At 69.1% G+C, this 18,357-nt stretch carries 24 protein-coding genes; 13 read left to right on the forward strand and 11 right to left on the reverse strand.

The features are described from left to right. Position 1: 1 nt before the first annotated feature. Both ABD209_RS17890 and ABD209_RS19925 read right to left on the reverse strand, forming a co-directional pair. On the reverse strand, positions 2–595 hold the full coding sequence (locus ABD209_RS17890) for a GNAT family N-acetyltransferase (protein ID WP_344068903.1): 594 nt from the start codon (positions 593–595) through the stop codon (positions 2–4). A gap of 24 nt (positions 596–619) precedes the next feature. Next, positions 620–919 carry an aminoglycoside adenylyltransferase domain-containing protein gene (locus tag ABD209_RS19925; protein ID WP_425564721.1) on the reverse strand — a complete coding sequence of 100 codons (300 nt, stop codon included), beginning with the start codon at positions 917–919 and terminating at the stop codon, positions 620–622. Between ABD209_RS19925 and ABD209_RS17895 the strand changes: the two genes are divergently transcribed. Together ABD209_RS17895 and ABD209_RS17900 are read left to right on the forward strand one after the other, a co-directional pair. Further along, positions 869–1,738 (forward strand): SCO6745 family protein, encoded by an 870-nt coding sequence (locus tag ABD209_RS17895; RefSeq protein WP_344068906.1) that lies wholly within the window; start codon positions 869–871, stop codon positions 1,736–1,738. The genes ABD209_RS19925 and ABD209_RS17895 overlap by 51 nt on opposite strands. A gap of 198 nt (positions 1,739–1,936) precedes the next feature. Beyond that, positions 1,937–2,554 carry a hypothetical protein gene (locus tag ABD209_RS17900; protein WP_344068909.1) on the forward strand — a complete coding sequence of 206 codons (618 nt, stop codon included), beginning with the start codon at positions 1,937–1,939 and terminating at the stop codon, positions 2,552–2,554. A 79-nt stretch (positions 2,555–2,633) separates the two neighbouring features. Here the strand turns inward: ABD209_RS17900 and ABD209_RS17905 are convergent, their stop codons facing one another. After that, a complete protein-coding gene (locus ABD209_RS17905; protein WP_344068911.1) occupies positions 2,634–4,049 on the reverse strand; it encodes a L,D-transpeptidase family protein in 1,416 nt (471 codons plus the stop codon). 148 nt (positions 4,050–4,197) lie between these two features. Between ABD209_RS17905 and ABD209_RS17910 the strand changes: the two genes are divergently transcribed. The 3 genes from ABD209_RS17910 (at position 4,198) to arr (ending at position 5,735) form a co-directional block, all read left to right on the forward strand. Further along, entirely contained in the window at positions 4,198–4,320 is a 123-nt protein-coding gene (locus tag ABD209_RS17910) for a hypothetical protein (RefSeq protein ID WP_344068914.1), read from the forward strand. 44 nt (positions 4,321–4,364) lie between these two features. Next, positions 4,365–4,661 carry a putative quinol monooxygenase gene (locus tag ABD209_RS17915; RefSeq protein WP_344068917.1) on the forward strand — a complete coding sequence of 99 codons (297 nt, stop codon included), beginning with the start codon at positions 4,365–4,367 and terminating at the stop codon, positions 4,659–4,661. 120 nt (positions 4,662–4,781) lie between these two features. Continuing rightward, entirely contained in the window at positions 4,782–5,735 is a 954-nt protein-coding gene (arr, locus tag ABD209_RS19930; RefSeq protein WP_425564722.1) for an NAD(+)--rifampin ADP-ribosyltransferase, read from the forward strand. A gap of 88 nt (positions 5,736–5,823) precedes the next feature. Here the strand turns inward: arr and ABD209_RS17930 are convergent, their stop codons facing one another. Beyond that, positions 5,824–6,888, reverse strand: a complete 1,065-nt coding sequence (locus ABD209_RS17930) for a ParB/Srx family N-terminal domain-containing protein (protein WP_344068919.1) — start codon at positions 6,886–6,888, stop codon at positions 5,824–5,826. A 125-nt stretch (positions 6,889–7,013) separates the two neighbouring features. Then, positions 7,014–7,640 carry a hemerythrin domain-containing protein gene (locus ABD209_RS17935; protein ID WP_344068921.1) on the reverse strand — a complete coding sequence of 209 codons (627 nt, stop codon included), beginning with the start codon at positions 7,638–7,640 and terminating at the stop codon, positions 7,014–7,016. A gap of 188 nt (positions 7,641–7,828) precedes the next feature. On the opposite strand from ABD209_RS17935, the gene ABD209_RS17940 reads away from it, so the two are divergent. Continuing rightward, entirely contained in the window at positions 7,829–8,170 is a 342-nt protein-coding gene (locus ABD209_RS17940) for a DUF2200 domain-containing protein (RefSeq protein ID WP_324387403.1), read from the forward strand. A 6-nt stretch (positions 8,171–8,176) separates the two neighbouring features. On the opposite strand, the gene ABD209_RS17945 is transcribed toward ABD209_RS17940, so the two are convergent. Next, positions 8,177–9,388: an ATP-grasp domain-containing protein gene (locus ABD209_RS17945; RefSeq protein WP_344068924.1), complete on the reverse strand. Its 1,212-nt coding sequence runs from the start codon at positions 9,386–9,388 to the stop codon at positions 8,177–8,179. A 17-nt stretch (positions 9,389–9,405) separates the two neighbouring features. Further along, positions 9,406–10,635, reverse strand: coding sequence for an ATP-grasp domain-containing protein (locus tag ABD209_RS17950; protein ID WP_344068927.1), 1,230 nt, complete (start codon positions 10,633–10,635; stop codon positions 9,406–9,408). Positions 10,636–10,812: 177 nt separating this feature from the next. Here ABD209_RS17950 and ABD209_RS17955 point away from each other — a divergent pair, with 177 nt between their 5' ends. Further along, positions 10,813–11,574, forward strand: coding sequence for a PIG-L deacetylase family protein (locus tag ABD209_RS17955; protein WP_344068930.1), 762 nt, complete (start codon positions 10,813–10,815; stop codon positions 11,572–11,574). On the opposite strand, the gene ABD209_RS17960 is transcribed toward ABD209_RS17955, so the two are convergent. Continuing rightward, positions 11,529–12,065, reverse strand: a complete 537-nt coding sequence (locus ABD209_RS17960) for a chloride channel protein (protein ID WP_344068933.1) — start codon at positions 12,063–12,065, stop codon at positions 11,529–11,531. The two genes, ABD209_RS17955 and ABD209_RS17960, sit on opposite strands and share 46 nt — an antisense overlap. Here ABD209_RS17960 and ABD209_RS17965 point away from each other — a divergent pair. Together ABD209_RS17965 and ABD209_RS17970 are read left to right on the forward strand one after the other, a co-directional pair. Next, the gene (locus ABD209_RS17965) at positions 12,048–12,296 is read left to right on the forward strand and encodes a hypothetical protein (RefSeq protein ID WP_344068936.1); all 249 of its coding nucleotides are present in this window, start codon (positions 12,048–12,050) and stop codon (positions 12,294–12,296) included. The two genes, ABD209_RS17960 and ABD209_RS17965, sit on opposite strands and share 18 nt — an antisense overlap. Positions 12,297–12,448: 152 nt before the next feature. Next, positions 12,449–13,039 (forward strand): GNAT family N-acetyltransferase, encoded by a 591-nt coding sequence (locus ABD209_RS17970; protein WP_344068939.1) that lies wholly within the window; start codon positions 12,449–12,451, stop codon positions 13,037–13,039. 77 nt (positions 13,040–13,116) lie between these two features. Here ABD209_RS17970 and ABD209_RS17975 read toward each other — a convergent pair whose 3' ends face one another. Both ABD209_RS17975 and ABD209_RS17980 read right to left on the reverse strand, forming a co-directional pair. Further along, positions 13,117–13,827, reverse strand: a complete 711-nt coding sequence (locus ABD209_RS17975; protein ID WP_344068942.1) for an aquaporin — start codon at positions 13,825–13,827, stop codon at positions 13,117–13,119. Between the two features lie 49 nt (positions 13,828–13,876). After that, positions 13,877–14,254, reverse strand: a complete 378-nt coding sequence (locus ABD209_RS17980; RefSeq protein WP_344068945.1) for an ArsR/SmtB family transcription factor — start codon at positions 14,252–14,254, stop codon at positions 13,877–13,879. Positions 14,255–14,343: 89 nt separating this feature from the next. On the opposite strand from ABD209_RS17980, the gene arsD reads away from it, so the two are divergent. Genes arsD through ABD209_RS18000 form a run of 4 tightly spaced genes read left to right on the forward strand, consistent with a single transcriptional unit; the run spans position 14,344 to position 17,707 of the window. Continuing rightward, positions 14,344–14,787 carry an arsenite efflux transporter metallochaperone ArsD gene (arsD, locus tag ABD209_RS17985; protein WP_344068948.1) on the forward strand — a complete coding sequence of 148 codons (444 nt, stop codon included), beginning with the start codon at positions 14,344–14,346 and terminating at the stop codon, positions 14,785–14,787. Between the two features lie 3 nt (positions 14,788–14,790). Beyond that, positions 14,791–16,563: an arsenical pump-driving ATPase gene (gene arsA, locus ABD209_RS17990; protein ID WP_344068951.1), complete on the forward strand. Its 1,773-nt coding sequence runs from the start codon at positions 14,791–14,793 to the stop codon at positions 16,561–16,563. A gap of 33 nt (positions 16,564–16,596) precedes the next feature. Continuing rightward, positions 16,597–17,214 (forward strand): arsenate reductase ArsC, encoded by a 618-nt coding sequence (locus ABD209_RS17995; protein WP_344068953.1) that lies wholly within the window; start codon positions 16,597–16,599, stop codon positions 17,212–17,214. Between the two features lie 52 nt (positions 17,215–17,266). Continuing rightward, positions 17,267–17,707 (forward strand): arsenate reductase ArsC, encoded by a 441-nt coding sequence (locus ABD209_RS18000; protein WP_344068955.1) that lies wholly within the window; start codon positions 17,267–17,269, stop codon positions 17,705–17,707. Positions 17,708–17,792: 85 nt separating this feature from the next. On the opposite strand, the gene ABD209_RS18005 is transcribed toward ABD209_RS18000, so the two are convergent. After that, complete coding sequence (locus ABD209_RS18005; RefSeq protein ID WP_344068957.1) at positions 17,793–18,350, reverse strand: dihydrofolate reductase family protein; 558 nt, start codon at positions 18,348–18,350, stop codon at positions 17,793–17,795. Positions 18,351–18,357 lie beyond the last annotated feature (7 nt).

An 18,357-nucleotide genomic window follows, 5' to 3' on the forward strand; every position in this document is an offset into this window, starting at 1 on the left:
TTCACAGGGTGATGCTGACGACGGCCCGGCGCTTCGACGGGCGGTGGACGACTTCGAACCCGGCCGCGAGGTAGACGCTCAGCGGCCCGGGATGTTCCTCGCCCCACGTCGCATCGGGCACCGTGATCGGGTAGGCCTCCAGCCGCCGGGCCCCGCGCTCGCGGGCGAAGTCCACCGCGGCCGCGGCCAGCGCGCGGGCGACGCCCTGACCACGTGCGCCGACTCGGGTCAGGATGCAGGTCACCGCCCAGACGTCGTTGTCGGTGCGGTCTTCGGCGCGTCCACGCCAGGCCGTCTGGTTGGAGTTGCGCACCAGCCCGACGTATGCCGTTCGCGGCGCCACTGCGCACCACCCCACCGGCGCACCGGCGAGCCGGGCGATCAGGCCGCTGGTGCCCGGAGACTCCGGGTCGCCGCATGCGCTCTGGTCGCGCAAGGCGGCGATCCGGGCCTCGACCGGGGTGTTGCCGAAGGCCTCGCCCGGTGCGAGCCGGTAGCGCTGGCACTGGCAGTCGGCGGCGTTGCCGCGCGCGTTGAAGATGGTGGTCAGTTCCTCGCAGCTGGCCTGGTTCGCCGGGGCGATCTCGATCGGCATACGGCAATGATGCGGCACGCAGCCTCAGCCTTCTCCGATCCGCGCGGCCAGTTCATCCGCGGTGAAGCCCACCTGCTCGCGCAACTCGGTGGGCCAGGTCTCGTCGGCATAGGTGCTGGTCAGATACAGGGTGCGCGTGTGGGTAAGAACCCGTGCCGGGGCGCCACGCAGGCGTCGGACCGCCCACGCAGCTGCCGTGTCTTTAGGGAGCAGGCGGCCGGTCTCGGCGGTGTACCAGATGCGGGCGCGACGGCGTCGCCTACCCTCGGTGTGATGAGCAGCGAACTGGCCCGCGCGGCCTACGAGACCTTGGAGCCCTATCACGTGCTCGCCTACTTCAACCCGTATGCCGGCGCCGCTGCCCGGCGCGCCGGGTTGGACGAGCTCGGGCTCTATGTCGGGGCGCGCGGGGCACCGCTGGGCCGGTGCCCGTCGGCGGTGGTGACCGCGACCTTCGCCAACTTCACGCCGGCCTATGTCCACCATGGCTGGAGCGGGGCCCTCAGCGTCGGCCTGTCCGCCGCCGAAGCCGCCCGCACCGAGGCTCTCGACCACGCGCTGCGCGATGCCCTGGGCGAGCGGATCGACGCCCCGGAGCTGCGAACGATCGTCGGCGCCGTGCGCGTCGGCATCGTCGAGGCTCCGTATGCCGGCCGCCCCCTCGCCGCCGCCTGGGCGGCCCACCCGTGGCCGGACGAGCCGCACCTGCAGCTCTGGCACGCCATCTCGGTCGTGCGTGAGCACCGCGGCGACGGACACCTCGCCGCGCTGACGCTCGCAGGCTTGACGCCCGTGGAGACCCTTGTGCTTCACGAAGCCCCTCACCCCAACCCGGCGGTTCGCCGGCGCACGATGGGCAAGAAGGGCTTGTTGCGCACACGCGGATGGACCGAGGACGACTGGGACGCAGCGTCGGAATCCTTGCGGGAGAAGGGGATCCTCGATGCCGAGGGGGCGATGACGGCGGCGGGGAGCGGCCTCTACGACCGCCTCGAGGCACAGACCGACGCCGCGGCCGCGACGCTGTGGGCCGCCGTCCCCGAGGCCGACGAGACGCTGCGCCTGGCGCGTCCCTTCGTCAAGGCCGTCATCGACATCGGCTATCTGCCGGGCACCAAACCGCGCGCCACGACCCCCGACTGACGTCCCGACGGTCGGCCGTCGTCGGCTGGCTGACAGGATGGTCGGGGGCGGACGCCCGTTCGGTAGGGGCCGGCGTGCGGCTGCCGCAAGCTGCCGCCGGGCCCGCTCGATGGCAGCATTTTGTCCTCACGACGTCGGAAACTTGTACCTTCGGCGGACTGTGGGCACCGAGGGGCGGCACCAGAGAGGCGGGATGACGTGGCAGGGATTGGCGGTTTCGCGCGCAATGGCGAGGGCGTGACGATCGGGCGCACGGCGGCCGAGGCCGTCTGGCTGCCGGCGGCCGGCGAGGTGCTGAGCGCGGTGGCGGGCACGGCATACGGGCTGATCACGCAGGCGGATTTCGCAGCGGCGATCCAGGGCCGCACCGGGGTGAGCGCCAACCCGGCGTTGGCCAAGTGGCTCGGGCCGTTCCTCGTGCGCGCCGCGCAGGAGTGCCTCGCCCTCGGCCGGCCGCCGCTCGTGGCGCTCCTCGTCGAGGCCGACAGCGGGCGGGTCGGACTGGCGTATGACGGCGTGGCCGCCGCGCTCGGCCTGCCCGAGCCTGCAGGCGCTCGGGAGCGGGAGAAGCTGGCCGCCGAGCACCGCATCGAGTGCTACCGCTGGGCGGGCGCGCCCGAGCCGGCCGGCGGCTGGTATGCCCGCACATCCCCCTCATCCGGTCGCGCCGCGGCACCCCGGCCCACGCCCTCCGGAACGCGCGCCGCGTCCTCGGCCGCGCCCCGGCGCACGCTCGCGCCAGAGGCGCCGCCGGCGACCTGCCCGCGCTGCTTCATGCAATTGCCCGCGACCGGCGTCTGCGACGACTGCGGCTGACCAGCCCCCCTGCGCGGGCCGGGACCGACTGATGGCCGGCACCGCCCTCGCCGACGCGCTGCGCGGGTCCGGCCAGAGCTCAGTTGTGGGTCACGACGGGCGTGCCCACGGGCGCCCAGTCGAAGACCCACTTCGCCGTCGGAATCGGCAGGTTGACGCAGCCGTGGGAGGCGGCATACCCCCAGGTCTTGCGCCAGTAGGCACCGTGCAGCGCCTCCCCGCCATTGAAGAAGGAGGACCAAGGCACGTCGGGGGTCTCGTAGTCGGTGCCGTCGGCGTTCTGGCCGCGCATCGTCATCATCGGGTTCTTCCAGTAGATGTGGAAGACGCCGATGTCGGTGGGGGTGGCCGGGGCCCCGTTGACCATCTTGATCGGGCCTAGCGCGACCGTAGCCCCGACATAGGCGGTCATCGTGTGCCGTGCGAGGTTGACGTCGATCCACTTCTCGCCCGGGATAGCCGGATAGGCGAGATTCTCCGCGCCGGCGGCGATGGTCTTCTGCGTCCACGTCGCCGGAATTGCCTTGGTGGAGAACGTCTCCGAGGCGCCCTCGCCGCTGCTCAGCGACGCGGTCAGGGCCTTGGCCACGGCCGCGGCGTTGGTCACGGCCCGGCCGTCCTTGGCCGGGGTGATGACGCGCACGAGCTTGCCGGCGGAATTGACATAGCGCAGGCCGTTGCTGGGCGCGGCGTCGGCCGACTTGGCCTGCGCGGTGATCCAGGCGGTGATGCGCTTGCCATCGACGCTCACCTCGCCGGTCGTTCCCGCCGCCGGCAGCGTGACCCAGGACGCCTTCTCGCGCGATGTTGCCCGGAAGACCTGGCTGCCGTCCTCGACCTCGACCTCGGCGTGGGCGATGGCGTTGGCCTTGGCGGCCAGGTCCTTCCCGTCCGCCGTCGTGACGTCGGGCTCCTGCTCGACCACGGTCGTCGACGCGGACGCGGAGGTCAGCGTGCGGGCGGCAGTCGCGGCGATCCCGTCGAGCCCGTCGACCTCGAGGACCTGGCCCGAGGCGCCACGGGTGGCGGCGAATGTGTGCCCGTCCTTGCCCAGGCTGACCACGGCGTTGGTCGGCGTGCGGGCGTAGGTCTTGCCGAGGGACGCGACGAAGGCGTCATACGCGCTCGCGTCCTGGGTGGTCACGACCTCGACCGGGCGCGCCTTGACCAGCGCCTCGGCATACGCCGGCCAGTCCTGATTGGCGGCGAAGACGCGGGCGACGGTCGCGTCGATGTCGATCGTCGTGCCGAGGTCGGTCAGGGCGACCTGGCGGGTGGTGTCGGGGAGCTTGAGGGCGACGGTGACCGCGTCGGCCTTCGCGCGCAGCGCCGCGGCGACCTCGTCGCGGGACATGCCGGCCACGTCGATGCCGACCACGCTGCTGCCCGGCAGGGCGCGATCACGGTAGTGAAAGCCGTATGCCGTGGCTGCCGACCCGATCGCCACAGGCACGGTGACCGCGAGGGCGGTCAGCACCTTTGTGCGCCTCTTCACCTTCGACATTCCTTCCCCGAGTGTTCGCGAGGTGCACTCCCTCCGGCGAACCCCCAGCCAGTATGACGGCGCGTTCCACGGTTCGCACGTCACCACGCGCGCTCGGCCATTGGTGTCCCGCCCGGGTTGCCCGCCCAGGGTGAGCGTGGTGACGTGGTCGGGGGCGGGTCACGGGTTGCCCGCCCAGGGTGAGCGTGGTGACGTGGTCGGGGGCGGGTCAACGGCATACGACCTCGGTAGCGTGGACGCCCTGACCGGCGAGGCGCCCTGAGCGGAGGGGCTGCGCGGACGGCGCCGGTGTGGTAGTCGTGGGACATGGCAGCCGTCATCCTCTATGCCGAGTTCACAGCCAAGCCTGGACAGGAAGAGATCGTGGCCGATCTCATCGCTGGGCTGGCCGACGATGTCCACCAGGAGCCGGGTAATGAGGTGTTCACGGTCTACCGTGAGCGCGACAACCCGGCCAAGTTCTTCGTCTTCGAGCGGTATGCCGATGACGACGCCTTCGCCGCCCACATCGGCGCCCCCTATGGCGCAGTCTTCAACGGCAAGCTGGGGGATCTGATCGAGGAGGACGGCTCCCAACTGACCTTCTTGACCGAGTCGCCGTGACCGGTACTGGTTACCAGACAGTAGGTGCGTCGAATCGGGCGCTATAGCGCCCGATTTGCCTCACCTACCGGCTGGTAGATCCCGGGCCGTCGCCGTTGCTGGCGTGCCAGACTCGATGTGGTGACCACACCCGCCGTCGACTTCGAGTTGACCATGGCCGAGTTGCGCGCCGTGAGCGCGTATGCCGTCGCGTGCGCCGAGCCGGCGCTGGTGATCTTCGCGCGGGGCAACCCCGACGACCCCCGGCCCGAAGCGGCCCTCGCGGCGGGCCGGATCTTCGCCGAGGGAGCGCCCCGCTCACGGCTGCAGCGCACCGCGGCCATCGCTGCACGGGCGGCCGCGCGCGAGGCGAGCACGTCGGCCGCCGCGCACGCGGCGCTGGCGGCATCGGCAGCCAGCGCTGCGGCATACCTCCATCCGTTGGCGAGGGCGACTCAGGTCGGCCACATTCTCGGAGCAGCCGCGCACGCGGCCCGGGCGGCGGAACTGGCGCGCGGGGACGATCCCGTTGTCGCCGAATACGTGCTCACGGCTGCGGCGAGGCGCCCCACCACGCCAGTGCTCGACGTTCTCGGACGCTACCCGCGTGCTCCGCACGGACGCACCCGGGTCGCCGCTCTGACCACGCGGCTGGACAGCCTGCTGCGCGACCCGCCATCAGTGCCCCGGGTTGTCGATGACGTTGGCCCCTTCTTCCACGGCACCCGGGCCGATGTGCGACCCGGCGACCTGCTCACCCCCGGCTGGCGCTCGAACTACGGATCCAGTCGAGTGGCCAAGCACATCTACCTCACCGCCAGCAGCGCGGGCGCGCCACTCGCAGCCGAACTCGCCCGCGGCGAGGGCCCACCCCGCGTCTATCGGGTCGAACCGCTCGGACCGATCGAGGACGACCCGAATGTCACCGACAAGCGCTTCCCCGGCAACCCCACCCGGTCTTATCGCACCACCGAGCCCCTGCGGGTGCTCGCCGAGGTCGAGGACTGGGCCCCGCCGGACGCCGAGTTCGTGCGCCACCTGCGCTCGCGGATGGGTGAGTTGGCCGAGCTCGGCATCGAAGCAATGGACGACTGACCCCGTTCCTAAACCCTGCTAGCAGGGTCTAGGTCACCTCCAGCAGGGTCTACCTTGTTTGAGGACACCTAACCTGTGCTGAGTCGCGTCAGTGGGCGAGCGGCGCCTTGTAAGCCTCCATATAGGCGATCTTGCCGGGCTTGGCGTCCGACAGCGGCTTGGCCAGCTTCGCCAACTCCTTGGTGTTCACCGCGGGAAGCGCGCCGAGGTCGGCGGCGGAGAACCCGCCATACACCTGGCCGTCCTTGGCCAGGGCGACTTGCGCGTATGCCGTTCTGGTCACCGCATCGAGGTAGCTCGCCGCATCGTCGGGGTTCCATCCCGACAGATCGACGGGGGTAGTGGTGCGCAACCAGGCGCCCCAATAGAACTCCTGGAAGGGGACGGTCCCTGCCGAGTAGCCGATGTCGCGGGCGAAATAGAGCAGGCTGCGGCCCGGGTCGTTCGCAAAGTTGGCCAGGCCCACGGTGTTCGGCAGCTTGTTGACCCCGACCGGCTGGCCGGCCGGGTCCTCGAGCCAGACCCACTTGTTCGCCTTCATGGCCGTCCAGAAGTCCTGGCGCGTCAGCCGCGAGAGATTGCCGGCGACGAGTAGGCGGACGTGCGCGTCCATACCGCCGTCGGGCATCTCGGCGAAGGAGGTCAGGGTGTGGTGTCCATCGGTGAGCCAGAGCGATCCGCCGGCCCCGATGACGACGGTCTTCATCAGCGCCCGCGCCGCCGCCGTCTCTTGCCCTGGCTGCAGTGCGCAGGTGAAGCTGCTTGGGTCATCCAGGCGCGCATCGGGCTGCGCCGCAACGGCATCCAGCAGCCCGGAGGCCTCGCACCAGTCCGCAAACTTCTTGTTGATCGTGTCCTTGCTCAGGGTGTAGCGGCCGAGCTTGTAGTTGACCTCGTCGTAACCCAATGACGGCTGCGTCGGGTGGACGTCGCCGATCCGGACATCGACGATGTCACCCGGCTTGGCGCACAGGTAGACCATCGGCGCAGTGCGCTGATCGTGATCACAAAAGTCCGGCTTCGTGCCTGCGTGTGCGGGGCTGGCGCCGGCAACGACGATCCCGAGCAGGCCGCTGGTGGCGGTAGTGAGTAGCAGTGCGCGCCGGGTGGCACGAGCACGGTGACGAGGCGTTCGGGCAGGGGCGGATGACATGGGACTCCTCGGGATGGGCAGGCGGCATACCGACCCTCGCATCCCGTCGACCGCACTCCGCACGAATCGGCAACGTGTTGCGCCGCTGGACACGAAGTGTTCACCCGCGGCTGCCAAACGCGGCGCTACTCGTCAGCCTTCGCGGCCTCGCCCAACGCATCAGCCTGCTCCTTGGCCTGCACCTCGATCGCGTCCATCTCCTCGCGCACGTCAGCGGGCGGTAACACCTTCTCGCGCACCGCCTCGGCCAGCAACGCGGCGACCTGGGCCCGGGACGCACAACCGGCCCGCAGCAACGCATTGCGCTTGGCGGCCCAGGCCGCGCCGAGGTCGTGACGGGTGGCGACCGAGACGTCATCGCGCGCCGGGTTGAGGATGTCGAGTTCTTCTTCGTTGCTGTGATGCCCGACGACCTTGGCGAGTTCCTTGACGGCGTCGTCGTACTTCTTCGTCGTCGTTCCCTTGGCATCGAGGAAGGCGAGGAGTGCTTCGAGGATCTCCGCGTGCTCCTCCTCGCCATGCTCCTCCTTGTGGCTGGAGATGGCCCGCCGCTGGCGCAGGGTGGGGTAGACCTCCGTCTCCTCGGCCTCGGCGTGGGCGACAAGCAACTCGGAAAGTGCGGCGCGAGCGGCCTCGCGGTCGCGGTCATTGCGCCGGCATTCGCGCAGGAGATCCTCGAAGAGTCGGTGATCGGCGAGGATGAGTTCGACGACGTCCCCTTGTGTGGGGTGGATGAGCGGGTAGATAGTCACGGCCTCAGCGTGGCCCAATCTCCCCACCAATTGCCGATTGCTGCCGAACATTCCTTTCCTGCCCCGGCAGAGAACGGGCTGGGCTCCAACGCGGCTAACCCAGCGAGACCGGTGCGCCGCGCGATGTCCTGCCCGAGACCCGCCAGGTCCGGAGTTGGTCAGGCCACGCCGCTGGCTACGCTCGGCCGATGAGCCGCATCTTCACGACCGCTGTCGCCGACGTTTACCCGCACTACGTCACCAAGGTGGAGAGGAAGGGACGGACCACCGGCGAGCTCAACGACGTGATCGAGTGGCTGACCGGTTATGACGAGGTGACGCTGCACAAACACCTGGCCGATCGCACGACCTTCGCAGACTTCTTCGCCGGCGCCGAACTCAACCCCAAGGCCGCGCTTATCACCGGCTCGATCTGTGGCGTGAAGATCCAGGAGATCGAGGACCCGCTGATGCGACAGATCCGCTACCTCGACAAGCTCGTCGACGAGATCGCCAAGGGCCGGCCGATGGCAAAGGTGCTGCGAGCCTGACTGTCATCACTCGGCATAGAGGCGAAGTTCGTTGGCGAAGCGGTCGCTGATCCGCAGCGTCTGGCCGAGATCCATGTGGCGGTAGATGATCATGCCGTCGGAGAGCAGCGTGGCTCGCCAGTCGCGGCGTTGCGCCCCGATCGGCAGCAGGTCGACAACGCAGACGTGCTCGCCCTCCTCGCGCAGCAGCCGCTCCAGGCCCTCGATGTGGGTGATCCGCCCGCGGCCTTCGGCGCGCTTGAACATACTGGCGCAGTTGAACTTGTTTGTCAGCGGCGGCGCTGATCCGGTCGTGATGGCCTGCGCCCAGGTCGCGAAGAGGTCACCATCGGTCGCATAGTTCATCAGGTCGACAGTGCGTGCTCCGGGCGGTCGCGCGCCGATCTCGCCGAAGACGACCTCGCCGTCGGCCTTGCGATACCACTCCATGTGCGTGAAGCCGTCGGTGAATCCGAGCGACTCGATCACGGCGCGCCCCATCGCGATACCGTCGGCGAGCCGTGGATCGGCCAGGTCCGAGAGCACCATCGTCACCGGGCTGATCCACTCGTGGCTGCGCTGTTGGAGCGGGCGCGGGAGATACCAGCACACATTCTCGAAGAGGATCTCGCCGCGACCGCACACGGTGTCATAGGTGAACTCCTCGCCGTCGATGAACTCTTCGACGCTGACGAGCGGCACATGCCCGATCATCGGCTGCACTTGGGCAAGTTGCTCGGCGGAGTCGACGCGGTAGGTGTCCGCTGACCCCGCGCCCGCGATGGGCTTGACGATCAGCGGGTAGCCGATTCGCTCCGCAGCCGCCCAGATCTCGGCCGCATTGCTCGCCGACGTATGCCGTGGCGTCCGGATCCCGGCCGCGTCCAGGACGCGCTTCATCGCCTCCTTGTCGCGGAACCAGGTCGCCTGCTCCACGCTCATCCCGGGTAGTCCGAGGTGCTCGCGAATGCGTGCCGCCAGAACGACATACGGCTCCCAGAGGCATTCGACCCGGTCGATGTGCACATAGGCGGAGAGGCCGTCGAGGGCGGCCAGGACGGCCGACTCGTCGGCGAGTGCGACGTGCTCGTAGTGCGCGAGGTGGGCTTGCGCCTCCCGCGGGAGGGCATGAACGGGCTGGTCACCGACGCCGATGACCTGCGCCCCGGTCTGCGCCAGGGCGCGGGTGAAATAGGCCTGCTCGAGAGGGAAACCCGGCGAGATCATCACGATGTTCACGGCAAAACCCTTCGGTGTCAGTCGGATTCGACGAGTACAACGCGCGCGACCTGGACGATACGCTCCAACGCGGCCTGCACGACTCCCGTGTCTCGGTGGCGCACGGTGACAAAGCCCTCGCCCTCATAGGACGTTGCCGCCGGCTGCCCGGGCTGTGGGAGTTGGGCTCGCACGACAAGCTCGCCGAGCTCACGTTGCAGCTGATCGATGCCGTGGACGGCGCGGACCCGGCCGCGGCCCATTCCGCGCAGATAGGCCGTCCCGCAGGCATACACCCGGTCGGGCCGGTGAAACTCCTCCCGCAGAACGAGATTGGACCACAAGTCGAAGAAGTCCACGTCATGGGCGTAGCCGATCATCGACCCGATCTGCGCGCCCGGCGGGCGCGCGCCGATCTCCGAGACCGCGACCGAGCCATCCGGGCGAGCGAACCATTCCATGTGGCTGAAGGCGTCCTGCACCCCGAGTGCCGCAATCGCTTGTGGTCCGACGCGGTGAATCTCGGCATACTGCGGTGTTGAAATATCCTGCGGGAGAACGACAGTCCACTGCATCCACGGATTGCGGACGACCTCGAGTGGCGGCGGGAGATAGTCGCTGATCGATGCCCAAAGCGTCTGGCCGTGCAGCGTCGCGGCGTCGAAGCTGTGCTCACGGCCGGTGAGGAACTCCTCTAGCAGCCATACCTGCGAGGGGTCGGCCACGGCCATCGTCAGCCAGTTGTCGAAGTCCGCGAGGGTATCGAGCCGGAAGGTCGCCTGGGCTCCCGCTCCATCCGGCGGCTTGGCGACGATCGGGAAGCCGACCACGTCGCGGAAGGCCAGCGCCTCCTCGACACGGTGGACGAGTTGGTGTCTGGCGCAAGGCAATCCGGTGGATCGCAGGACGTCCTTCATCCGCGACTTGTCGCGGACATTGAGCGCCACGGACTCGCTGAGGCCCGGTATGCCCAGAGCGTCACGCACCTGACCGAGCGGCACTTGAAGCTGCTCGAGGATCGCGATCAGCCGCTCGACCGGCCCGATCTGTGGCGTCAGTCCCCGCACGGCGTCGGCGATCTGCTGCGCGTCGAGGCCGTCGCGGACTTGGTAGTGGCCGGCCAGCGTCTGCCGGATCTCCCCCGGGACCTGGTCGAGCGACGCGGTCGTGATCAGGCCGAGGCGCACGCCGGGTGTGCGGGCTGCCGCGAGCAGGAAGTTGTTTGTCGTGTCGGCGAGGAAGGGGGCGACAAAGGCGGCGCTGACCATTTTCGCACCCTAGTGGAGTGGCGATCGGGCCAGGACGCCATGCTCGTCCCACGGGGCCGCCCGCGACGACGGAGGCGGCGAGTTGAGAATGGGCTGTGGAGCACAATCAGGTCAGTCTCTCGACCATCATCGGCGACGAGTCGGGCCAGCATCGTCGGGGAACGCTAAGGTGCCGGGATGACCGACTCGCGTGTCTTTCCCGCCTTGCCCGATGCGTCGTGGGCGCGTGTGCTGTGCGTGGTCGCCCATCCGGACGACATGGAATATGGCACGTCCGCGGCCGTTGCGACCTGGACCGCGCGCGGTGTCGACGTCACCTACCTGCTGCTCACCAAGGGCGAGGCCGGTATGCAGCGCCCCCCCGAGGAGGTCGGCCCGCTGCGCGCAGGCGAGCAGCACCAGGCGTGCGCCAGCGTCGGTGTCCATAACCTGCGCATCCTCGACCACGCTGACGGCATGCTCATGCCGACTCTGGAGTTGCGCCGCGACATCGCGCGGGTGATCCGGCAGGTGCGCCCGGACGCGGTCGTGACGGCGAACTTCGATGTCGAGGCGTACGGCGGTCTCAACCAGGCCGATCATCGCGCCGCCGGCCTCGCGACAGTGGACGCCGTCCGCGACGCCGACAACACCTGGGTCTTCCGCGAGTTGGCCGACGACGAGGGGCTGCCCAAGTGGCATACGTCCGCGTTGTTGGTGGCGGGGCACCCGGTCGCGACCCACGCGGTGGCCGTCGACGAGCAGGCGGTCGCGGCCTCGGTCGCCTCACTCGAGCATCACCAGGCCTACCTCGCCGACCTGCCGGGCCATCCCAAGCCGGCGGACTTCATCCCGCAGATCCTCGCCCAGGGCGGCGCGGCTGCGGGCACCGGGCACGCGGTGCTCTTCCGCGTCTATGACCTCGGCGGCTTCGCCTCCTCGACCGACGACGACGCCTGACGCGTCCTCGACGAACGCCGCAGAGCGATCGCGGGAAGCAGGCCGCCGACCACCATCGGTCCGAGGGCCGTCCCGCCGGCGAGGAAGGCCACGATCAGCACCGCAGCGACGGGCTTGCGCAATCCCATCGCGGTGGCTGCGGCCATACCGGCCACCATCGCTGCGGCCGGGGAGATCGGGAGCACCACGGTGGTCAGGGCGCCGAGGCACGCGCCGGTCAGCATGAGCGGGAAGAACTCGCCGCCGCGCCAGCCGGCCGACAGGCACACGATCATCGCGGGGGGTTTGAGCACGGCCATCGCCGCCAAGGCGAGCCAGCCGTCGTCGGCGACCCACGCGGCGACCTGACCGAACTCGTCGTGCCCGCTGAAGCGCAGGGCCGGCCAGGCCGCGGCCAGCGCGGCGAAGATCGCCGTCCCGACGAGGGTTTGGGCGCGGACACCGCCGACACTGGCAAGGAGTCGCTCAGCCGTGTGGTGCAGTCGTGGCACGAGGTCCGGGTGGCGCTCGATTTCGCGCTCTTCGCCCCACCCTTACCCGTGCGGGTCAATGGCCGTGGCCTTCGGCTGACGGCGACCGATCTCGATTGGTCGGCCGGCTCCGGGCCCGAGGTCCGGGGCACCCGTGAGGCCCTGCTGACGGCGGTGGCAGGGCGAGCAGATTTGCTGCCCGAACTGAGTGGCCCGGGACTGACGACCTTCGCGAGCAGAGTTCAGAGCTGACCACCTCTCGTTCCGGCGGTTCAGAGCCTCGCGGGCGCCCGGCGTTCAGGGCTTGGCGCCGGGGATGGAGGTATTCGACGATCCAGGCGTTCTCGAGTTTGATCGTCATTCAGATGACGCTATCCGTGGCGGGGAATGAAATAGGCTCCCTCATGGCCACCGAAACGGCATACACAATCGCGCCGCTCAGCCCGCAGACCTGGCCTGCGTTCGACGCCTTGGTCCAGCGGCACAACGGCATCTTCGGTGGGTGCTGGTGCATTTGGTTCCACCCGGATGGGCCCGAGCGCGGCCAGGGCGCCGAGGCGAACCGGGAGTTGAAGAAGGCGTATGTCGAGTCGGGCCAGGCGCACGCCGCGCTGGTCATGGACGGCGAGGAGGCCATCGCCTGGGCCGAATTCGGCACGCCGGCCGAGTTGCCGACGATCCATCATCGCAAGCAGTACGACGCGACCAAGAGCGCCGACCCGGACTACCGGATCACGTGCGTTTTCGTCGACAAGCGTTACCGCCGGCAGGGGGTGACAGAGCTGGCGATCAGCGGCGCGCTGGGGATGATCGCCCAGGCCGGCGGCGGCGTGGTCGAGAGCTACCCGCACGACCTGACCGAGCAGACGAAGAAGACGTCCTCCTCCTTCCTCTACAACGGCACCCGCCGGCTGTATGAACGTCTCGGCTTCACCTATGACCGCCCCAAAGGCCTGAGGAACTGCGTGATGGTCAAGACCGTCGACCCGGCCTGAGGCTTGGCGCCGGTCGGTCCGTCACTGGTCCATGAGGATCGTGAGCCTCTCGCGGACCTCACGACGTCTGCGGCGGATCACGGTTGGTGGTCGTGCACGGGCGCCGGCAGGTCGAGCGGCTCGGGCGTGCCGGCCCGGGGATAGAACACCTCGGTGAGGGCGGCACCGAGGGCCGCGCCAAGAAGTTGCGCCACGATGAACCCGGGGACATCACCCGGGGCGATGCCGGAGAAGCTGTCGGTGATGGCGCGGCCGATGGTGACGGCCGGGTTGGCGAAGGATGTGCTCGAGGTGAAGAAGTAGGCGGCGCCGATCCACGCCGGGACCAGCGCTGGCCCGAGGCGACCGAGGCCGGTCCGGGTCAGGGCGCCGATCAGGGCGAGCAAGCCGGCTGTCGCGACGATCTCGCCGAGCCATTGACCCAGCCCGGTGCGCTGCTTCGTGGCGAGGGTGACCGCGGGGAGCTCGAACATCACGTGGGCCACCACGGCACCAAGCAGCGCCCCGAGGATCTGCGCCGCGATATAGAGCCCCGCCTCGGACCGGCGCATCTCCGCGCGGGCCGTGGCCACGAGTGTGACCGCGGGATTGAAATGGGCGCCGGAGATCGGACCGAGCGACCAGATGAGCACGGCCAGCGCGCCGACGGTGGCGACCGCATTGATGAGCAACTGGAGGCCGACGTCCGCAGTCAGCCTCGTGGCCATGATCCCGGAACCGACGACGGCGGCCACGAGTGTGGCCGTACCGATTCCTTCGGCGGTGGCCCGCCGTGCGGCGGGGTGCACGGGGGAACTCATTGTGCGGGTGGTCCTGAGGCCAGGTCGGATCGGTCGCTCAGCAGCACGCGCTGGCCGCGGGCTCGGGCAGGTCGAGGAAGGACCGCACGCCAGTGAGGGATTCGAGGCGCACGGTCCAGTGCACCCAGCGGCCCCGTTGTTCGCGGGTGACCAGACCGGCGTCGAGCAACTTGCGCATATGGAAGGACAGTGTCGGCTGGGTGATGCCCAAGGCGTCAGGCAAATGGCAGGCGCAGGCGGTGCCGGCCTCGGACTGAGCCAGATAGCGCAGGAGCCGGATGCGGGTGGGATCCGCCAATGCCTTGAACACGTCAGCGAGGACGGCGGCGTCGGTGGCCGGGAGTAACTCGCAGTCGGCTCCCGGGCAACAGACATCGGAATCCAGGTAGGCCGTATGGGAGTGCGTCGCCGTCATGGGGCGACTCTAGCCGCTCGTATTGACAAACGTCCATACGACCGTTTGACTTCATTCATAGAGAAGTCTCTATACATGGAGGAGCTGGTATGTCGAGTTCGGTGCTGCCGGGGCCGGTGATTCGGGTGTTCGAGCCGGCATTGTGTTGCAACACCGGGGTGTGCGGACCGGAGTTGGACGAGCGCCTGGTCGCGTTCACCGCCGACCTGGACTACCTGCGCGGGCTCGGGGTGGACATCGATCGCCACAACCTGGCCAATGACCCGGGTGCGTTCGCCGCCGATGTCAACGTGTCGGCCTTCTTGCGCGTGGCTGGCTCGGCGGGGCTGCCGGTGGTGCTCGTCAACGGGATCAGCGTTGCGACGGGACGCTACCCGGCCCGATCCGAGCTGTCCCGGTATGCCGGTATCGCCGCCGAAGACCAGGCCGCAGGAGCTCATCGAGACCTGGGCCTGTCCCCGGTCACCCCCGGCGTCACCGAGTGTTGCGTCAGCGACCACGCATACACCGCCGCTGGGCCGGGGTGCTGCTGAGTGATGGCGTCATCCCCGGCGTTCCTTGCGGATTCCCGGCGCTTCCTCTTCTTCACCGGCAAGGGCGGGGTGGGCAAGACCTCGTTGGCGTGCGCGAGCGCAGTGGCGTTGGCGCGTGTCGGCAAAAGCGTGCTTCTGGTCTCGACCGACCCGGCCTCAAATGTGGCGCAGGTGTTCGGGCAGGTCGTCGGCCACGAGATCACTCCGATCACGGGTGTCGCGGGGTTGGCTGCGATCGAGATCGATCCGCAGGCCGCGGCCGCGGCATACCGGGAGAAGATCATCGGCCCGGTGCGAGGCCTGCTTCCGGACGCGGAGATCGCCGCGATCACCGAGCAACTCTCCGGGTCGTGCACCACGGAGGTGGCCTCGTTCAACGAATTCACCGACCTCCTCGCCGACGACTCACTCACCGGGGCGTATGACCACATCGTTTTCGACACCGCCCCGACCGGGCATACGATCCGGCTGCTGCAGCTGCCGGGCGCGTGGACGAGCTTCCTGGACGCCGGTCAGGGTGACGCCTCCTGTCTGGGCCCCATGGCGGGCCTGGACAAGGCGCGTCGCACGTATGCCGCAGCCCTGGCGCGGCTGGCCGATCCGGCCCTGACCCGGCTGGTGTTAGTGGCACGCGCTCAGCACTCCGCGTTGACCGAGGCGGCCCGGACCGCCGGAGAGCTCTCCCGCGTCGGGATCAGCAGGCAACACCTGGTGCTCAACGCCCTATTGCCCGACCCCGGCCCGACGGGAGACCCACTCGCGGTCGCCATCCATCAACGCGAGGCGGCCTGCCTGGCCGACCTGCCCACGGCACTGAATCTCTTGCCGCGCACCCTTATCCACATGCGGCCAGCCGCGATCCTCGGCGTGGGAGCCCTAAAGGACCTGCTGACCGAGACCGCACCTCGGGCGTGCGCGTCTCCCGTCCTGCCGCCCATGCCGCGATCGCTACCGGGCATGGACACTCTGGTGGACGAGCTGGTCGCGGCGGATCACGGCCTGATCCTGTGCATGGGCAAGGGCGGGGTCGGCAAGTCGACGATCGCGGCCGCGATCGCCGTGGCTCTGGCCGAGTGCGGCAAGCAGGTGCACCTGTCGACCACTGATCCAGCGGCACGCCTCGATGACGTCCTCGCGGGCACGGCCGACGCGCACCTGGAGGTCTCGCGAATAGACCCTCAGGCGGCGACCACGGCCTACCGGGAAAAGGTGTTGGCGACCAAGGGCGCCGCGCTGGACGATGCCGGCCGCGCCCGGCTTCGCGAGGACCTGCTGTCCCCGTGCACCGAGGAGGTCGCTGTCTTCCGTGAGTTCTCCCATCTCGTCTCGCAGGCCCGGCGTCAGTTCGTCGTCATCGACACTGCCCCAACCGGCCACACCTTGCTGCTGCTGGATGCGACGGGGTCTTACCACCGCGATATCGTCCGCAACCTCGGGGCCACCAAAGGCGTAGCTACCCCGCTGATGCGGCTGCAGGATCCGGCCCTGACCAAGGTCGTCCTCGTGACCCTGCCCGAGGCCACTCCCGTGCAGGAGGCCTCCGATCTCCAAGACGACTTGGCCCGGGCCGGCATCACCCCGTGGGGGTGGGTGGTCAACCAGTCCCTCGCGGCCACCTCGACCACCGACCCATTGTTAGCCGCGCGCGCGGGGGCCGAGGCTCCCCATCTCGATCGCGTTCGCGAGCTCGCAGCCCGTCTCGCGGTCGTCCCGCTCCTGGCCTCACCACCCACGGGTGTCACCGGCCTGCACTCGGTTATCCCGCAACCCGTTTGACCATCCCACGACGACTTGAGGAGCCTGAACGCAATGGAGATCGACGGCGACACCCTTACCCGACAGCTCATCGACGACCTGTCCTACTCCTACGGCGGCGTGTTCGACAGCCAAACCATCGAGGCCGCCGTGACGGGCGCGTGGGATCTGCTGGCCCCGCGCTCGACGATCCGTTCGTTCTTGCCGATCCTTGTCGCCCGGCAGGCGCGCGAGCAGTTGATGTCCACCGCGCAGGCCCAGGGCAAAGTCGCCAAGAAGGTGCCGGAACTGCTGTTTGTCTGCGTGCACAACGCGGGCCGATCACAGATGGCTGCGGCACTGGCCGAGCACCTCTCTGCGCGACGAGTCCACGTGCGCTCGGCCGGGTCCGCCCCGACTGGCGAAATTAACCCGATGGTGGTCGAGGTCCTCAAGGAGCGCGGCATCGCGCTGGGAACGGCCTATCCAAAACCACTCTCGGACAGCGTGGTTCGGGCCGCCGACGTCATCATCACAATGGGTTGTGGAGACTCCTGCCCGATCTTCCCGGGGAAGCGGTATGAGGATTGGCAGGTCGCTGACCCGGCCGGCGCACCGATCGAGGCCGTCCGGGAGATCCGCGACGACATCCAGGCGCGCGTCACCACCCTGCTGCGGCAGATCCTCGACTGACGCCTTCACCGACCACCATCCGCGACACCCCGTCCCGAAAGGCTTGATCCTCATGTCTGACCAGCCCACGCCCCGCCCGTCGGTGCTCTTTGTCTGTGTCCACAACGCCGGCCGCTCCCAGATGGGGGCCGCCTACACCCACCATCTCTCCGGCGGTCAGGTCGAGGTCCGGTCTGCTGGGTCGGCGCCGGCCGACACCATCAACCCAGCCGTCCGCGACGCGATGCTCGAAGATGGCATCGACATCTCCGCGGAGAGCCCGAAGGTCCTCACCACCGAGGCCGTCCAGGCCTCCGACGTGGTCATCACGATGGGCTGCGGCGACACCTGCCCGATCTTTCCCGGCAAGCGATATGAGGACTGGGCACTGCCGGATCCGGCCGGCCAAGGCGCGGCCGCGGTGCGCCCGATCCGGGACGAGATCAAGGCCCGCGTGCAGAGCCTGCTCACCGAGCTAGGTGTCGGCCCCATTGTCCACGCGCTCCCCGACTGACCGCGGGCGGCCAGGCACCATCAACCACGCGAGTCCCTTCTCGATCGCGCCTGCGCCGCTTGCGCCGACCTCACCGGCCGACGGGTCACTGGCTGCGACTCGTCGGGACATAGGTCGTCGCGATGATGCCGTCACCGAGGTCGAGGCTCGTGGTCTTCTGCAGGTCGAGCAGGTGCGGCAGCCCGGCGAGCAGAGTAGGTCCGTGCCCGGCGATCCGGGGATGCACGACGAACTCGTACTCATCGATGAGGCCCGCAGCGGCGAGGGTCAGGGGGACCGAGACGCCGCCGAGGAAGAGTCCCTCACCCGGTTGCTCCTTCAGCGCGCGGACGGCCTCGACGAGATCGCCCTGGATGAGTTCGGCATTCCAGTCCACCGCTGTGAGCGTCCGGGACGCCACGTGCTTATGAATGGCACTGATGGTGGCGGCGAACGGGGCCGTCCACGCCGGCATACCGGACTCCTCGACCGGCGGGCGCCACGCGGACTCCATCATCTGATAAGTCACCCGGCCGAAGATCAGGGCGTCGGCACGGGCGATGTTCTCGGCCGCGTGCTGGTGCAACGCCTCGCTGGGGATGCCGACGCGGTGGTCGACGCAGCCGTCGAGGGTGACATTGATGGAGTAGCGCAGGGGTCGCATCTTTCGA

It is taken from the genome of Nostocoides vanveenii (genome assembly GCF_039531165.1).
Taxonomy (GTDB): Bacteria; Actinomycetota; Actinomycetes; order Actinomycetales; family Dermatophilaceae; genus Nostocoides_A; species Nostocoides_A vanveenii.

Coding starts and splice junctions, on each gene's coding strand:
- ABD209_RS17940 (WP_324387403.1), top strand. CDS start 7,829: ATGAGCCGCATCTTCACGACCGCTGTCGCCGACGTTTACCCGCACTAC.
- ABD209_RS18000 (WP_344068955.1), top strand. CDS start 17,267: ATGTCTGACCAGCCCACGCCCCGCCCGTCGGTGCTCTTTGTCTGTGTC.
- ABD209_RS17970 (WP_344068939.1), top strand. CDS start 12,449: ATGGCCACCGAAACGGCATACACAATCGCGCCGCTCAGCCCGCAGACC.
- ABD209_RS17955 (WP_344068930.1), top strand. CDS start 10,813: ATGACCGACTCGCGTGTCTTTCCCGCCTTGCCCGATGCGTCGTGGGCG.
- ABD209_RS17890 (WP_344068903.1), bottom strand. CDS start 595: ATGCCGATCGAGATCGCCCCGGCGAACCAGGCCAGCTGCGAGGAACTG.
- arsD (WP_344068948.1), top strand. CDS start 14,344: ATGTCGAGTTCGGTGCTGCCGGGGCCGGTGATTCGGGTGTTCGAGCCG.
- ABD209_RS17895 (WP_344068906.1), top strand. CDS start 869: ATGAGCAGCGAACTGGCCCGCGCGGCCTACGAGACCTTGGAGCCCTAT.
- ABD209_RS17930 (WP_344068919.1), bottom strand. CDS start 6,888: ATGTCATCCGCCCCTGCCCGAACGCCTCGTCACCGTGCTCGTGCCACC.
- arsA (WP_344068951.1), top strand. CDS start 14,791: ATGGCGTCATCCCCGGCGTTCCTTGCGGATTCCCGGCGCTTCCTCTTC.
- ABD209_RS17950 (WP_344068927.1), bottom strand. CDS start 10,635: ATGGTCAGCGCCGCCTTTGTCGCCCCCTTCCTCGCCGACACGACAAAC.
- ABD209_RS17980 (WP_344068945.1), bottom strand. CDS start 14,254: ATGACGGCGACGCACTCCCATACGGCCTACCTGGATTCCGATGTCTGT.
- ABD209_RS17915 (WP_344068917.1), top strand. CDS start 4,365: ATGGCAGCCGTCATCCTCTATGCCGAGTTCACAGCCAAGCCTGGACAG.
- ABD209_RS17995 (WP_344068953.1), top strand. CDS start 16,597: ATGGAGATCGACGGCGACACCCTTACCCGACAGCTCATCGACGACCTG.
- ABD209_RS18005 (WP_344068957.1), bottom strand. CDS start 18,350: ATGCGACCCCTGCGCTACTCCATCAATGTCACCCTCGACGGCTGCGTC.